The organism is Enterocloster citroniae (genome assembly GCF_040545455.1).
GTDB classification, from domain to species: Bacteria; Bacillota; Clostridia; order Lachnospirales; family Lachnospiraceae; genus Enterocloster; species Enterocloster citroniae.
The window spans coordinates 11,504-27,100 of the sequence record NZ_JBEPLZ010000035.1 but is presented as its reverse complement, the minus strand read 5'-3'; the positions used below and the strand labels follow the sequence as shown (position 1 = coordinate 27,100).

Genomic DNA, 15,597 nt, shown 5'->3' with positions numbered 1-15,597 from the left:
TCAATGATACGTTCCCTATTCATTCCCGGCCTTCAGCCAGCGGACCATTTCATCCGCCAACATTTCCTTTGAAGTACTTTCAGGTTTATCTCCAGTAATATATCGATATGCTTCCACCCATTCTTCCATGGAATAGGAAGCTATATTTATTTTGCGAAGTGCATATAAAATATCTTCTGTGTAAAAGCTATTATGCAGGTCTGATAAATACTGGCAGCCAGATAAATATTGCAGTCTGGGCAACAGCCCCCCCTGGTTTTTATTTGACTCCATAAAAACTCCTATTCTGCTTTTCAGCATCTATATTTTCAAATTCCCCGGTGCAACCTATACATTGCAATTATATACGACATTTATCGTAAAATCAAGGAAATGCAACCTATTTATTGCACTATGGAGGGTGACATGGAACAAAAACTAAAGCAGGATCTAAGATTGGGACCCAACATCCGTAAATACCGCCTGCAATCTCACATGACCCAGGAGCAGGTAACCGCAAAAATGCAGCTCATGGGCATCAACATTTCACGCAGCATATACTCACAGATCGAAGGTGGGACTTATAATATCCGTGTATCCGAGCTTGCCGCAATGAAGGAAATATTTAAAGTAAATTATGATTCATTCTTTGAGGGGATCACCCTGAACACCAAAGAGAAATAGAGCCAAGATGCGTGCGAACAGGCCGCCTGTCAAATGACAGGCGGCCTGCTCCAAACACAAAGGATAAAGGTATTACCCACAATGGGTACGAATTATTTACCGTAGTATGCTTTCAGATACATTTCTTTGATCTCGCTCATCAGAGGATATCTTGGGTTGGCGCCGGTACACTGGTCATCAAATGCCTGTTCTACCATGTCATCCAGCCTGTCTAAGAAGTCCTTCTCGTCAATGCCGTAATCTTTGATGCAGGCCTTGATCCCGACCGTCTTCTTAAGTTCCTCAATCTTAAGGATCAGCTTCTTAACTGCTTCCGCATCATCCTTGGCCTGGATTCCGCAGAATCTTGCACACTCTGCATATCTTGCCTGGGTATGTGGATACTGGTACTGTGAGAAAGTACCCATCTTGCGTGGATTCTCAGCAGCGTTAAAATCCACTACCAGGGAAAGGAGCAGTGCGTTTGCAACGCCGTGTGGCAGGTGGTGGAATGCGCCCAGCTTATGTGCCATGGAGTGGCATACGCCCAGGAACGCGTTGGCAAATGCCATACCAGCCATACAGGAGGCATCGGCCATCTTCTGACGGGCCTCTACATTAGTTGGTTCATTGTAAGCAGTGGGCAGGTAATCAAACACGTTCTTCATTGCTTTCAGGGCAAGGCCGTCCGTGTAATCAGTAGCCATAACGGAAGCGTATGCCTCCAGTGAGTGCACCAGAACGTCCACGCCGGATGCGCTTGTCAGTCCTCTTGGCTGGCTCATCATATTATCCGTATCCACAATTGCCATGTTTGGCAGAAGTGCATAGTCTGCCAGCGGATACTTGATACCTGTCTCCTGATCTGTGATAACGGCAAATGGTGTAACCTCGGAACCAGTACCGGAGGAAGTCGGAACAGCGATAAAATATGCTTTCTCGCCCATTTTCGGGAATGTATATACACGTTTCCTGATATCGATGAAACGCATTGCCATGTCCATGAAGTCCACTTCCGGATGCTCATACAGAACCCACATGATCTTGGCAGCATCCATTGCGGAACCGCCGCCCATTGCGATGATCACATCAGGCTCAAAGTCTCTCATAAGCTTTGCGCCGGCCTGTGCATTGGCCAGGGTCGGATCCGGCTGTACATCGGAGAATACAGTATAGGTAAGTCCCATCTCATTAAGACGGTCTGTAATCACATGCGTATATCCATTCTTATACAGGAAGGAGTCTGTTACGATAAATGCCCTCTTCTTGCCCATTACATCCTTAAGCTCATTTAATGCCACAGGCAGACAGCCCTTCTTAAAGTATACCTTCTCAGGCGCACGGAACCACAGCATGTTCTCTCTCCTTTCAGCAACGGTCTTTATATTCAGTAAATGCTTTACCCCAACGTTCTCAGATACGGAGTTTCCGCCCCAGGAGCCGCAGCCCAGTGTTAAGGAAGGAGCCAGCTTAAAGTTGTACAGGTCACCGATGCCGCCGTGGGAAGATGGAGTGTTGATGACAATACGGCAGGTCTTCATCCTTGAAGCATGCTTCATGATCTTCTCTTCCTCGTTCACATTCACGTACAGGGAAGCGGTATGACCGTATCCGCCGTCTGCTACCAGACGCTCTGCCTTATCCAGCGCCTCGTCAAATGTCTTTGCCTTGTACATAGCCAGTACAGGAGACAGCTTCTCATGAGCAAACTCCTCGCTGATATCCACGGACTCAACCTCACCGATGAGGATCTTGGTATCTTCCGGTACCTCCACTCCTGCCAGCTTGGCAATGGTTGCTGCCTTCTGTCCAACGATCTTGGCATTGAGGGCGCCGTTTACAAGAATGGTCTTGCGGACCTTCTCGATCTCACCCGGCTTTAAGAAATAGCAGCCTCTGTATTCAAATTCGTTTCTTACATCATTATAGATGGACTCCAGAACAGTTACAGACTGCTCGGAAGCACAGATCATACCATTGTCAAATGTCTTGGAGTGGATAATGGAGTTAACCGCCATCCTGATATCAGCCGTGTCATCAATGATAACTGGTGTATTGCCTGCGCCAACGCCCAATGCAGGTTTTCCTGAGGAGTAAGCGGCCTTAACCATTCCAGGTCCTCCTGTTGCCAGGATCAGGTCAGCATCCCTCATAACCTCGTTGGTCAGTTCCAGTGAAGGCACATCGATCCATCCAATAATACCCTCCGGCGCACCGGCCTTGACTGCTGCGTCCAGAACCACCTTAGCTGCCGCAATGGTGCATCCCTTTGCGCGGGGATGTGGGGAAATAATGATCGCGTTACGTGTCTTAAGAGCGATCAGGGTTTTAAAAATAGCGGTGGATGTGGGGTTGGTCGTGGGGATAACTGCTGCAATCAGACCGATCGGCTCAGCGATCTTCTTGATCCCGTACTCCTTATCTTCCTCGATCACACCAACTGTCTTGGTATCCTTATAAGCGTTGTAAATGTACTCTGCCGCGTAGTTGTTCTTAATAACCTTGTCTTCCACAATGCCCATGCCAGTCTCTGCAACTGCCATCTTGGCCAGAGGAAGACGCATCTTGTCTGCCGCGCTTGCTGCTGCAAAGAAGATCTTATCTACCTGCTCCTGTGTATAGGTAGAAAAAACTTTCTGCGCTTCACGCATAGCGTTCATTTTTGCGTTCAGTCCGTCCACGCTGTCGATGATTTCCGGAACAACCTGATCGATTTTTTTTGCCATTTCCTTTTCCTCCATTTTTCCTTGTGTTTGTGGTACACTTAGGCTGTACCTGCCTGTTAGGTCTAGGTAATTTTCACTATTGATAATTAATTAACAATCTCACTGTTTGCATTATAAACCTTCGTTAAAATTATGTCAATATATATTTTAAATATTTTTGACTTTTAATTATTTCACACCGGATCATCCTATATATCACTCTATGTATCGTTAAAATTAAATCAAAAAAACGGCAAGAAAAAAGAGAAACAGCCCCGGATCTTCCCAATCCAAAACTGTTCCCCTTCTATATAAAGAATCCACATAAAAAATACTTCTATTGCATTTTATTTTACAGGATAAAATCCTGTGGGCGCCTCACTGAGGTTGATCATAATATTTTTCATCTGGGTATAGTGCTCCAGCATCACCTTGTGGGTTTCGCGTCCAATGCCTGATGCCTTATATCCTCCAAAGGGCGCCCCCTCCGGGATGGCATTATAGGTATTTACCCACATACGCCCTGTCTCGATTGCCCTGGATACCCGCAGGGCCCTGTTGATATCCCTGGTCCATACAGCCCCTCCAAGGCCGTATTCACTGTCATTGGCCATTTGGACCACTTCATCCTCTGTCCGGAATTTCAGGATGCAGGCAACAGGTCCGAAGATTTCTTCCTGAGCCACCCTCATATGGTTTGTGACATTTCCAAGAAGGGTTGGTTTGAGGAAGCAGCCGTTTTCCAATCCCTCAGTCTTTAGATGCTGTCCTCCGCAGAGCACGCTGGCTCCTTCTGATTCTCCCACTTCTATGTACTTAAGGATCTTTTCCATCTGGGCCTTGCTGATCTGGCTTCCCATCTGGGTATCCGCTTCCCATGGAAGACCTACCTTGACCTGGTCAAAGCGCTTTACAGCCTCTTCCACAAACCGGTCATATATGCTTTCCTGGACAAAGACCCTGGAACCCGCGCAGCAGACCTGGCCCTGGTTAAAGAGGATTCCCATCTGCAGGCCGTCCATTGCCATTTCCCAATTGCAGTCCTCAAAGAAAATATTAGCCGACTTTCCCCCTAATTCCAGTGTGGAGGGGATCAGCCTCTGGGCAGCTGCCAGGGCAACGTTCCTGCCCACTTCCGTGGAGCCTGTAAATGCCAGCTTTCTAAAGCCCTTGTGCTCCAGCATATACTGGCCGGACTTGGACCCTGAACCGGTGATCACATTAAACACGCCTGCGGGCAGCACATCCTGGATCAGTTTTGCAAACTCCAGGACGCTTAAGGGCGTGGCGCTGGATGACTTAAACACGGTACAGCACCCGCATGCAAGCACGGGAGCCAGTTTCCAGGCCGCCATAAGAAACGGGAAGTTCCACGGCACGATCTGTCCCACCACACCGATGGGTTCCCTGAGGATCAGGCTTAAGGTGCTCTCCCCAAGCATGTTGGCGCTGCCCTCATCTGCCATGATGCAGCCGGCAAAATACCGGAAATGCTGGGCGGACATAGGGATATCCACAGCCATGGTCTCCCTGATGGGCTTTCCGTTATCCAGCGATTCAACCATTGCCAGGTGTTCCTGGTTCGCGTCAATGATATCCGCAATCTTGTTTAGGATCACAGCCCTCTCATTGACCGTTACATGCTTCCAGGATTCAAACGCCTTCCAGGCCGCCTTTACTGCCTCATCCACATCCTCCCTGGTAGCTTCCGCGCACTCTGCCAGGACACTTCCGTCCGCCGGGCAGATGGTCTTAAATGTTTTTTTGTCGGAAGCATCCTTCCACTGGCCCCCGATCAACAGCTGGTATCTCTCCTGCAGCCCTACATTATGCATAATAAATTCTCCTCTCAACACTTGGTACAGTATTCAGGCGGGCTTTTTGGGCACAAAAAAAACATGTATCTTAAAGCCAGCCTAAAACCGCCCTAAAACACCATGTTTCCAGAAAAACCTTCCTTGCCGGAAGATTAATACGGTTGTGTTACCCCTCTGGCCACTATGATATATCATGGGACAGGTAATAGTCAACAAAAATCTTTTATTTAACAAACTTTTATTGTTAACATTGCCTTAACACCAGGGCGCGCCTGATGGTCTTCCTCCGGCACGCCCTGACAGAGCCTATTCCCCAACGTAGGCCTGGCGGTAAATTTCAATGACCTGTTCCCTGGTTGCAGTCCTTGGATTGGTCAGCTGGCATACGTCCTTTTTAGCGTTATCCGCCATGATGCCAAAGTCCTCTTCCCTTACTCCCAGCTGCTTTAGATCCGATGGGATCTCCAGCTGCCTGCTCAGCTTCTTAATGGCTTCAATGGCCTTTTCCGCCGCACATGTAACGGAAATCCCCTCCACCTGAACACCCATTGCCTGGGCCACATCCCTGAAGCGGTTCATGTTGCCGATCAGGTTATAGCTCTCAACATAGGGCAGAAGAATGGCGTTGCAGACACCGTGGGGCAGATTATAAAAGCCGCCCAGCTGATGAGCCATGGCATGGACATAACCCAATGACGCATTGTTAAATGCAATGCCCGCCAGGTACTGGGCATACGCCATCTTATCCCTGGCCTTCATGTAATTTCCATTGGCCACCGCCTTGGGAAGGTAATGGGCGATCATCTTGATGGACATAATGGCTGCAGCATCTGTCAGAGGGTTGGCGTCCGTGGACACATATGCCTCAATGGCGTGGGTCAATGCATCCATTCCCGTGGAGGCAGTCAGAGCCGGCGGCATACCTTTCATAAGCTCCGGGTCATTGATGGCGATTTGTGGTGTAACCCTCCAGTCCACAATGGCCATCTTCACCTTGCGTGAGGTATCCGTGATAATACAGAACCTGGTAATCTCTGATGCGGTTCCCGCAGTGGTGTTGACCGCCATAAGAGGAACCATGGGGTTGGAGGATTTATCAACGCCTTCAAAATCAGCAATCTTTCCACCGTTGGCAGCCACCAGGCCGATTCCCTTTGCACAGTCGTGGGAGGAACCGCCTCCCAGGGAAATGATGGAATCGCATTGGTTTTCCTGGTAAAATACAGCTCCTGCCTCCACGTTTTTATCCGTTGGATTGGGCTCGGCTCCTGCAAAAATGCTGGCTTCCACCCCTGCCTTTTTAAGGATCTCCTGTACCCGGTCGGCCATTCCGATCTTTCCCAGATATTTGTCCGTGACAATCAGACATTTTTTTGCCCCTAAACTCTTAACTAACTCTCCTGCCTCCTGAACCGCTCCCTCACCAAAAACATTCCGTGTTGGTAAAAAATAATATGTAGACACACTGCTACCCCCTTATGGTTATAATTGCATCCCATCTCATCTGCCATCAGCAGAACGGGTGCTCTAATGCTGATTATAGCCAGGGAATTTATTCTGTCAATTAAAATATATATTTAACATTTATTTGATAATTATTAGATTTATCTCGATTTATAATTAACATTTTTTATATAATTTTGCTTGTTAAGATTTTTTAACATGTTGTCTGTGATTATCCTGTGTTTAAAAAATTGCTACATTATTAGTTGGAAAAATGTGACGGCGAACTTCCCGTAAGATCGCTCCATGTGCCTGTGATGCCACCCAATGTATTGAGAGTCTCACAGCGCCAGATATGTTATAGTTTTAACATATTGAAGACAAATTTTTTTAGAATATAAAAATAATATTTTTTAAAAGCCGTAAAACTTTGAATATATTTTAACAATATTTCAAAATTCTACAGCTTTTTTTCAAGCATACAGGGTGGTATTTACCTTGTACCCCTTAAATAAAATTAGAAAATTGATAAAAAACACTTATATGTGAATGAATTAACACATCTAAGTCACCTGATCTTTTTCTGTTTTTGTGAACATCCATCTTCGGCTATATGCCCGGATCCATTACCATGGTATCCAACAACTCCAAAATTAAGATCAGATCCCTTGCAATGTGGAACGGATCTTTGACCGGAAGTGCTACCACCTTGTCCTGAGGGCTTCCGTCCCGCTTGCAGATCTGTTTCCACTCCCTCACCTCAGGGTCTTGATTGGGAAATGTCCGGAAGGTGTAAGAAAATACTTTTTCATGCCACTCCAGAAACTGCGTTTTTCCAGTACGGTGATAGCACAGCAATGTGGTGTACAGTGCTTCCGCATGGACCCACCACAGCTTATCTCCCCACCCTTCCAAAACCTGCCGCTCCACAGGTTCCGTGATAACGGTATCCGACCGCGCAAAGGTTTGGGGCTTCATTTTCCCAGGCATGTCCGTATATGTCTCCCTGGGCATACCTGTATGCATATCCCCAGGAGGGCCGCCCTCCACCGAGCTATAGTGAAGAATTCCGCCAAATTCCTTGTCCCATCCAATATTCAGCGCCTGCTCGGTGATATGAGCGATCCGTTCCACCATTTCCTCCCGCCCAAGCAAATCTGCAGCATCCATCATAAACCACATGTCCTCAATGGTATGTCCCGGATTGGCATGCTGACCCAGCACCCCCTTCACCTGGCTGTTGTCTGCGGCGATCACCTCGTGTATTACATCCTTCTCATCTGTAAAATGGTATAAAATGTCATCTACAAATACGCGCAGGTGTTCCCTCAGCGTGTCACGGTACCCCGGGTCCAAATGTTCGGCAGCCGTATACAGTTCTCTGGTCACGTTGGAGAGGATCATGGGAATACCATGGGCCCGATAGCAGCTTGACAGCGGGTACGGCAGGGTATTGAATGTTCCGGTTCCGATCCGATCCAGAATGGATTCATAGAGCTGTTTTCCAAATCCGTACGCCTCCGGGTCACCGGCAGCTGCAGCGTAACCGGCCATGGCCAGCACTACAAAACAATCCGCGTAAATACTCATATCCAGAGGCTCCCACCCCTCAACATGCTTGGGAGTACCGTCCCGCTCCATCAGATAAACACAGCGCACATCCTTTGGCCCCATCAGGCTGTGTTTGATCAAGAAATCTCTTCCCACCTTTGCCAGCCGTATAAATTCATTTCTCTGGGATTGGGAAAAAATTCTCGTTTTTGTATTGGCCAGACGTGAAAACAGCCACACAAAACGTCCCTGGCTCCAGGTATATTTGTCATAACTCAGCAGACGCTCCCCTGTATTGTCAAAGCAGTTCACATATCCGCCGTGCTCTTTATCCAGACACCTGGGCAGCCAAAAGGCTAAAATATGGTTGGTCAATTCATTTTCGTAAAAGCCTTTTAGGCGCAGCAGCTCATTCCGATTCATCATTTACCTCATTTCCCGGACTCAAAGGAGCCGTATACAACATTCCCCCGCACCATGGCAGCGCTGATACGTATGTCCTCATCAAAGCAGATCAGATTGGCGGTTTTTCCCGGCATGATGCTTCCCACCTGATCCCCTATCCCCATGATTGCAGCCGGTGTCAGACTCATCATACGTACACAGTCCCACAACGGCACCCTGGCCTGACGGTACATCACCCGTACCAGCCGGTCGTCCGTGGCAATACTTCCTGCAAACGCCATGCGGTCCGGCATTTTCGCAACATCATCCTCAATAATCACCCTCTGCCCGTTTTTTAGGCTGCCCAGCACAGACTCCTTCACATTCTGCCCGGCACAGCGCATGGAGTCACAGGTCAGCGCCATTTTGCCCGGCCCCTTGATCCGATACACCATCTCCAGTATTTCTACCGGCAAATGACATCCGTCAGCAATTACCTCCACGGTCAGATCATCAATGCAGAACGCACTTTCGATCAGGCCAGGATAGCGGAAGCCACCCTTTCTCACCATACCGGACATGGCGGAATAGAGGTGCGTCACATGGCTGATTCCATTGTGGTATGCCTCCAGGACCTGGCTGTACTCCGCATCCGTATGGCCCATGGAAGGCACAATTCCATGATCGATCAGACAGCGGGCAAACTCCATGGCTCCCGGCAGTTCCGGTGCCAGGGTCCATCGGGAGATCGCGCCTTCTCCGTAGAAGATAAACTCTTCGTACTCCTCCCGCTGGGGATTACGGATGTATCTCTCGTCAATCGCTCCCTTCTGCTTAGGATTCAGATAAGGTCCCTCCATATGAAGACCCGGCAGTTCCGGGCCGTCCGTCATAATACGCCGGGCGGATCGAAGCCCATCAATACTGTTAAAAATCTCCTCCCGTCTGGCGGCCAGGGTGGTGGGAAACAGCGTGGTGGTACCGTGCTGCAAATGGGTTCTTGCCGCTGTTATTACCGCCTCTGCCGTGCCGTCCATAAAGTCGCAGCCTCCGGCACCATGACTATGTATTTCCACAAACCCAGGGGATAAATATTTCCCCCTCAGGTCAAATACCTGATCCCCACGGTTGACCTGTGGAAATCCTGTTCCCGCTGCCTGGATCTTATGCCCCTCCACTGTGACAAATCCCTGCTCAATACGATCCGGATAGATTAATGCAGCATTAACAAAATGTACACTCATGGATAACCTCCCATCGCTCAGATACTACAACACATAGTTTGCAGACTCGCGATCCAGATACAGGACCGCATCCCTGTGGGTAGTCAGAATGCTGGCCGGGCAGCGCTCAGATACCTGCCCGTCCAGCATATTCCGCACAGCCTCAGCCTTAGTCGCTGCGGGCACGCTGCAGACCATTGATCCCGCCGCCATAAGCCCCGGGATCGTCACTGTTACAGCGTGGGTGGGCACCTGGCAAAGTTCCTTAAAGCATCCGTCATGGACTTGTTGTTCCCGGCATTTTTCCTCCAGCTTCACCACTTTAGCCATTACCGGGTCACGGAAGTCTGCTACCGGAGGATCATTAAAGGCCAGATGCCCGTTCTCTCCCACCCCCAGCAGGCAGATGTCTGCTGGATTTTTTTCCAGAAGCCTGCTGTAGCGGAGCGCCTCCGCATCAGGATTATCAGTATTCCCATTAATCAGATTGATGGAGCGAAACGGAAGGAGGTCAAATACCATGCGTTTTAAGTAATTGCAAAATCCCGCCGGATGCCCCGGGTCCAGGCCTACATATTCGTCCATATGGTAAGCGTTGACACGCGTCCAGTCAATTCCATCTGCATTTACCAGTGTTTTTAATGTCTCATTTTGAGAGGGCGCGGCTGCAAAGATCACATTGACCACTTCTTTATCTCCAAGCAGGTCCCGGATACGTCTGGCAGCCTGTTCCCCTGCCTTACGGCCCATGGCCTCACGTGTATCAAATACCATAATGTGAAGCCGGCCCGTATAATAGTCTTTTAACATTGTCATCTCGTTTCTCCTTCATCATTCATATAAAAATGCATCTGCCCCGCCGCTCATAGCCGCTACCCGGCAATCCTCGTACTCTGCCACCGCGTCATCCACTGCCTGCTGGAGAGCGGACAGGGGATAATATTTACATCCGCATTGTGCCATCTGCTCTGCAGTGACCCCTCCTCCCACTACCACCAGCTTCCGGCGGCGGCGCATCTTGGACATGCTGTTTCCAACTGCAATCGCTAACCGGTCACCGGGAATCTCTTCCCCGGCAATACAGGCCCGCACAATATCATCTCCATCGTCCCGGGACATGTATTCCGGATATTCCGGATGGGGCCCAATCCCCTCATGGTTGGGGCTGATCATGATTATGGTTCCGCCTCTATCCCCCTTTAAAGCCGGCTCTGCCCCATACATGGCTTTGGGAGACTGCCAGAAATCCTGGTCCGCGGGATGAGAACTGACGATCACTACATCTGCTTTTTCAGTAACCTTACTTCCCAGGATCGTCCTGCCGATCCTGACCCCCTCCCGGTGAGCCTTTATGTAATCGCCGGCAACCACCCTGCAAAGTTTCAGCTCCGGGGTCAGTATGGTATTGATGATAAAATCAAGACCGATACGCCTTACCCAGCCCTCCATCATATCCCGGATAGGCGTGGTATTCCGGCCAAACATATTTTCATCATACAGACTGGCCTTTAAGTGAAAATATGAGACTGTATCTTCTCCTGCCACACCGGGAAAGATGATTTTCCCTCCCCCTCCCCAGCCCATCACCGGATGGGGGACAAGGTTTCCCACCCCGATACGCACCTGCGCATCCATGATAGCGCTGGTAGCCATAAGGGGCGCCCCCTCCTCCGTGTCACCAATATAAACCAGATGTTCCGGGTCCCTGAATTCTGAATTCATGACAGGGTAGGTATCATAGATCGTATCTCCCACCCGTTCACGCATCTCTTCCTCGGTCATATAACGATGACTGCCCAGAGCGATCACAATTTTAATGTGTTCCGGCCTGGCCCCGCAATCTGTAAGCTTTTCCATGAGCACAGGCAGAATGGTGCTGATGGGTGTAGGGCGGGAACCATCGTCCACGATCACGGCAATCTTCTGATCCGGTGAAATGATGTCCTCCAGCCCTCTGCCGCCGGTCGGATGCTCAATGGCATACCGGATTTCCTGTTCCGGATATTCGGCCGGCTGTGCCTTTGGCGGATCGATCATACCGATAAAGCATTGGTCCGGTACTTCCATTTCCACCATCTCATTTCCATAAGGAAGACTGATCATCATAGCCCAATACCTCTCTTTTTCATTACTGCTTTACGGATCAGTTCCATCCGTTCCCGATACTGCTCATCCGTCAGTGTGATCTTATCCTTTTCTTCGGGGAACAGCACAAAGGGACCTCCCCAGCCCAGCCTGCCCTTATACTTGGGGCAGAGCGTGTAGTGTACATGGGTCACCTCATCGCCGTAAATTGCATAATTGATCTTGTCGGCCCCAAACAGATCTTTGATGGTCCAAGCCAAGGCACAGACATCATCCATGTACTCATCCCGCTCTGCTTTAGGAATCTCAAACAACTCGCTGTAGTGATCCCGGAACATGATGGTACAGCGGCCGGCCAGTGTCTGATCCTTACACAGAAACACACTGGAGGCCTTTAAGTCGCAGATTTTAAACAGCAGGCTGCGAAACCCTTTGTCCTGATCACAATAGTAGCATCCTTTTATATCTTCCATTACAAATACCCTCTCTTTTATTTAATTGCTCCTGCTGTGTGGTCCCCGGTAATATAATTGCGGATACAGATAAACAGGATCACCAGCGGCACGGTGGTATACATAGCTCCGGCCATCACATAATGCCAGAGGATCCCCACCGCCGGATTATTCTTTAAAATTTCATAAAGGCTGACTATGATCGGCTTTTTCTCCGTTGTTGAGATAAATGTGAATGCAAATAAAAATTCATTCCATGTCCTGGTAAAGGCAAATATAACCGCTACCGCGATTCCGGTACTGGACACCGGTAAAAATATTCTGGTCATTACCATAAAAGGACTGCATCCATCGATCTTAGCTGCCTCCACCACCTCTTTGGGCACTCCGTCAAAGGTGGCTTTCAACATAAGAACGATAAATGCCAGATTAAAGGTGGTGTTCATAAGTACCAGGCTGAACCAGCTGTCGATCAATCCCAGCCTGTTCATCATGGTGTACAGAGGAATGATGACAATGACCGGTGCAAACATCTGGCTTACCAGGACCAGATAATATATCTGCTTTTTGAAGTAAAAATCCAAGCATGAAAATGCATAGGATGCCGGTATGGCGATTACCATGATCAGGGAGATCGTCAGGCCGGTAATGATCAGGCTTGCCTTGAAGCCGTTTAAAATATGCATTTTCTCAAATACCTGCACATAATTCTCAAAGGCAAAGGTCTTGGGGATCCAGGTTACAGGCATGGTAAACACATCATTGGCCTTTTTTAAAGACACGGAGATCATGGCTGCCACCGGGAACATCAGAACCACGATAATTAAGAGCACCAGCAGGACAAACAGAAGCTTTTTGATATTTTTTTTAGTTCTGTATTTATTCATACCGCGTATCCTCCCCTTTGGAATTTACATAGAGCACTGCAAATACAGACAGGATCAAAAAGCTGACCACGCTGATTGCTGCTGAATAGCCCCGGTTATTAAATTGGAACGCATTCTGATATATAAAATTCACCATTATGGAAGATGAATTGGCCGGGCCGCCCTGGGTCATCATATAAATGACATCAAAGGTGTTAAACGCCCAGATCCCAATGAGCAGTCCCAATGTCCGCACCGAAGAAGTGATCAGCGGCAGTGTAATTGAAAAAAACTGCTGTCTGCCGTTTGCCCCGTCTATTCTGGCCGCCTCGTAGATATAGGAGGGGATCGAATACATAGTGGACAGGATATTAAGGGCGCAGAAGGGCGCTACTGCCCAGATGTTGACGATCATTACTGCAATCAGCGATGTCTTTGAGTTTCCCAGAAAGTCCATGGGCAATCCCAGAATGTGCGTGTCCATTAAGAACTGAGTAATATGTCCGAACATGGGATTATACATCAGACGCCAAATCATGCAGGAAACCGCTGCTGGCATTGCGTAGGGGATCAGCATGATCGCTGTCATCATTTTTTTACCCAAGAATTTTTTGTACAGAATCAGGGCCATGAAAAGTCCCAGAAGCAGTTTGAATGCCACCCCTACAAATACCCACAAAAATGTATTCTTAAACATGCGCGGTGTATCCGGGTTGGCAAACAGGTCCGCAAAGTTCTGCAGACCTACAAAGATCATGCTTCCATTTACCTTCCGCTCAAAAAAAGACATGTAAAATACCTGTGTGATTGGGTACAGAATAAACAGGAGAAAAATCGCGAGCATGGGAAGAACGTATAATAGATTAACCGCCCTGTCGTGCTTTTCCTTTTTCGAGAAACCATTCATTGTCCATCTCCCTCATCTAAAAAAGCGGACGGGGAAGGAAACCGCCCGCTGATTCTATTGTCATTGTTTTGCCAGTAATTCATCCACCTGATCGCCGGCCAGTTCCATAGCCTGTGCCGGGCTGATCTCTCCCATAACAGCTTTGGTAACCGCATCCGCCATGGCCTTTTGTACCTCTTCCCAGCATGTGATAGACGGCTTAAATTTTGCCATGGACTCCATTGCTGCAAATGGGGCTACCATCACATTGGCAGGATCCGTAAACTCCGGAATCTCCTTAAAGTAACTCTGCTGGTTGGGAACAAAACCGGACTGATTGATCACCTGTCCCTGGTACTTAGCAGTATGCCAGAATTCCAGCCATTTTGCCGCCGCCTCCTGGTTACCGGTATTAAACACCAGGTCTATGTCCATGACACCCAGAGAATACCTGGAACCGGAAGGTCCTGCCAACGGCTCTGTAATCTCAGCCCAGCTGTAATCCTCACCAGCCTCCTTAAGGGCTGCCAACCCCTGGGCATTGTGGAAATAAGCCGCTGCTATCTGTGTTGTAAAGTTGTTTTGGGTACTGTTGATATCCGCCTGTCCATAGTCCGGAACAGCGTATTTTGCAAGGTCCACATACATTTGCAGCGCCGCTATCCCATTTTCATTGTTAAATCCATTTGCGGTTCCATCTGCATTCATCACATCTGCATCATAAGCCCAGAGAATGGGAAGGAAGCAGTCCAGCGTATTTTTAGGATGCCCTGCCACCATGGTGTATGCGTATTTGCCTGAGGAGGGATCGGTCAGCTTTTCCCCGTCCGCCAGAAATTCCTCCCAGGTAGTCGGAATCTTTTCAATGCCGGATTCTTCCATTCTGTTTTTGTTAAACAGCATTCCGCGGATGGACATGTATGACGGCATGGCCCAAAGTTCATCACCCACAGAACACACCTCCAAGGCTGCCGGTGAAAAGTCATCATAGAGTTCCTTGCTGATCAAGTCGTTAATAGCTACCGTGTATCCAGCCTCCCGAAACTGCTGAGTCCAGGAAGAAAAGCCATACATGGCATCCGGCATATTGCCTCCCTCTGCCAAGGTCAGTATTTTCTGGTACGCATCACTGTAAGCCCAACTCTCCAGCTTTACCTCAATGCCGGTCTCGCTTTTAAACGCTTCGGCGGCCTCCTTCAGAAGTTCCATACCCGTATCCCCCAGGGTGACATAGGTAATGGTCGTGCCATCCCCTGCCTTTGGTGCTTCAGTACCCGCATCATTCCCGCTGTTTGACTGCGCTCCATTGGCAGGCGCTGCCGTATCGGCCGGAGCCGGATTTCCGGAAGAACAACCGCCCAGAGCGGACAGCATGGCTACGGAAAGTATCACAGAAACACATTTCTTTAGTTTTCTCATAGGTTACTTCCTCCCATCATTTTTAATGACTTTATTATACAGGGTTTCCCTTTCATTGTATTTACATTTTTTAGGTCAGTTTTTTACATGTTTAGAATATATTTTCTATAAGTTGTATATTTTT

At 48.6% G+C, this 15,597-nt stretch carries 13 protein-coding genes; 1 reads left to right on the top strand and 12 read right to left on the bottom strand.

Annotated elements, in window-relative coordinates; genetic code table 11:
- Window positions 1-15 precede the first annotated feature (15 nt).
- On the bottom strand, window positions 16-273 hold the full coding sequence (locus tag ABID13_RS26265; RefSeq protein WP_007862537.1) for a hypothetical protein: 258 nt from the start codon (window positions 271-273) through the stop codon (window positions 16-18).
- Between the two features lie 132 nt (window positions 274-405).
- On the opposite strand from ABID13_RS26265, the gene ABID13_RS26260 reads away from it, so the two are divergent.
- On the top strand, window positions 406-663 hold the full coding sequence (locus ABID13_RS26260) for a helix-turn-helix domain-containing protein (RefSeq protein ID WP_007862538.1): 258 nt from the start codon (window positions 406-408) through the stop codon (window positions 661-663).
- A gap of 92 nt (window positions 664-755) precedes the next feature.
- Here ABID13_RS26260 and adhE read toward each other — a convergent pair whose 3' ends face one another.
- From adhE to ABID13_RS26205, 11 genes are all read right to left on the bottom strand, one after another.
- A complete protein-coding gene (gene adhE / locus ABID13_RS26255; protein WP_007862540.1) occupies window positions 756-3,368 on the bottom strand; it encodes a bifunctional acetaldehyde-CoA/alcohol dehydrogenase in 2,613 nt (870 codons plus the stop codon).
- Between the two features lie 326 nt (window positions 3,369-3,694).
- Entirely contained in the window at window positions 3,695-5,182 is a 1,488-nt protein-coding gene (locus ABID13_RS26250) for an aldehyde dehydrogenase family protein (protein WP_048929218.1), read from the bottom strand.
- Window positions 5,183-5,470: 288 nt separating this feature from the next.
- The gene (locus tag ABID13_RS26245; RefSeq protein WP_007862543.1) at window positions 5,471-6,628 is read right to left on the bottom strand and encodes an iron-containing alcohol dehydrogenase; all 1,158 of its coding nucleotides are present in this window, start codon (window positions 6,626-6,628) and stop codon (window positions 5,471-5,473) included.
- A gap of 588 nt (window positions 6,629-7,216) precedes the next feature.
- Window positions 7,217-8,584 (bottom strand): AGE family epimerase/isomerase, encoded by a 1,368-nt coding sequence (locus ABID13_RS26240; protein ID WP_242849218.1) that lies wholly within the window; start codon window positions 8,582-8,584, stop codon window positions 7,217-7,219.
- 5 nt (window positions 8,585-8,589) lie between these two features.
- Window positions 8,590-9,786, bottom strand: coding sequence for an N-acetylglucosamine-6-phosphate deacetylase (gene nagA, locus ABID13_RS26235; RefSeq protein WP_048929220.1), 1,197 nt, complete (start codon window positions 9,784-9,786; stop codon window positions 8,590-8,592).
- A 24-nt stretch (window positions 9,787-9,810) separates the two neighbouring features.
- Entirely contained in the window at window positions 9,811-10,581 is a 771-nt protein-coding gene (locus tag ABID13_RS26230) for a glucosamine-6-phosphate deaminase (RefSeq protein WP_048929221.1), read from the bottom strand.
- A 15-nt stretch (window positions 10,582-10,596) separates the two neighbouring features.
- A complete protein-coding gene (locus ABID13_RS26225) occupies window positions 10,597-11,871 on the bottom strand; it encodes a nickel-dependent lactate racemase family protein (RefSeq protein ID WP_007862553.1) in 1,275 nt (424 codons plus the stop codon).
- Window positions 11,868-12,323, bottom strand: a complete 456-nt coding sequence (locus ABID13_RS26220) for an HIT family protein (RefSeq protein ID WP_048929222.1) — start codon at window positions 12,321-12,323, stop codon at window positions 11,868-11,870. The genes ABID13_RS26225 and ABID13_RS26220 overlap by 4 nt, the downstream gene beginning before the upstream one ends.
- Before the next feature lie 17 nt (window positions 12,324-12,340).
- A complete protein-coding gene (locus ABID13_RS26215) occupies window positions 12,341-13,189 on the bottom strand; it encodes a carbohydrate ABC transporter permease (RefSeq protein ID WP_048929223.1) in 849 nt (282 codons plus the stop codon).
- Entirely contained in the window at window positions 13,182-13,925 is a 744-nt protein-coding gene (locus ABID13_RS26210; RefSeq protein ID WP_227884317.1) for a carbohydrate ABC transporter permease, read from the bottom strand. Before ABID13_RS26210 ends, ABID13_RS26215 begins: the two co-directional genes overlap by 8 nt.
- Before the next feature lie 210 nt (window positions 13,926-14,135).
- Window positions 14,136-15,473 (bottom strand): ABC transporter substrate-binding protein, encoded by a 1,338-nt coding sequence (locus tag ABID13_RS26205; protein ID WP_007862561.1) that lies wholly within the window; start codon window positions 15,471-15,473, stop codon window positions 14,136-14,138.
- Window positions 15,474-15,597 lie beyond the last annotated feature (124 nt).

Coding starts and splice junctions, on each gene's coding strand:
- ABID13_RS26210 (WP_227884317.1), bottom strand. CDS start 13,925: ATGATCTTTGTAGGTCTGCAGAACTTTGCGGACCTGTTTGCCAACCCG.
- ABID13_RS26225 (WP_007862553.1), bottom strand. CDS start 11,871: ATGATGATCAGTCTTCCTTATGGAAATGAGATGGTGGAAATGGAAGTA.
- ABID13_RS26260 (WP_007862538.1), top strand. CDS start 406: ATGGAACAAAAACTAAAGCAGGATCTAAGATTGGGACCCAACATCCGT.
- ABID13_RS26265 (WP_007862537.1), bottom strand. CDS start 273: ATGGAGTCAAATAAAAACCAGGGGGGGCTGTTGCCCAGACTGCAATAT.
- ABID13_RS26230 (WP_048929221.1), bottom strand. CDS start 10,581: ATGACAATGTTAAAAGACTATTATACGGGCCGGCTTCACATTATGGTA.
- ABID13_RS26205 (WP_007862561.1), bottom strand. CDS start 15,473: ATGAGAAAACTAAAGAAATGTGTTTCTGTGATACTTTCCGTAGCCATG.
- ABID13_RS26215 (WP_048929223.1), bottom strand. CDS start 13,189: ATGAATAAATACAGAACTAAAAAAAATATCAAAAAGCTTCTGTTTGTC.
- nagA (WP_048929220.1), bottom strand. CDS start 9,786: ATGAGTGTACATTTTGTTAATGCTGCATTAATCTATCCGGATCGTATT.
- ABID13_RS26250 (WP_048929218.1), bottom strand. CDS start 5,182: ATGCATAATGTAGGGCTGCAGGAGAGATACCAGCTGTTGATCGGGGGC.
- ABID13_RS26240 (WP_242849218.1), bottom strand. CDS start 8,584: ATGATGAATCGGAATGAGCTGCTGCGCCTAAAAGGCTTTTACGAAAAT.
- ABID13_RS26220 (WP_048929222.1), bottom strand. CDS start 12,323: ATGGAAGATATAAAAGGATGCTACTATTGTGATCAGGACAAAGGGTTT.
- adhE (WP_007862540.1), bottom strand. CDS start 3,368: ATGGCAAAAAAAATCGATCAGGTTGTTCCGGAAATCATCGACAGCGTG.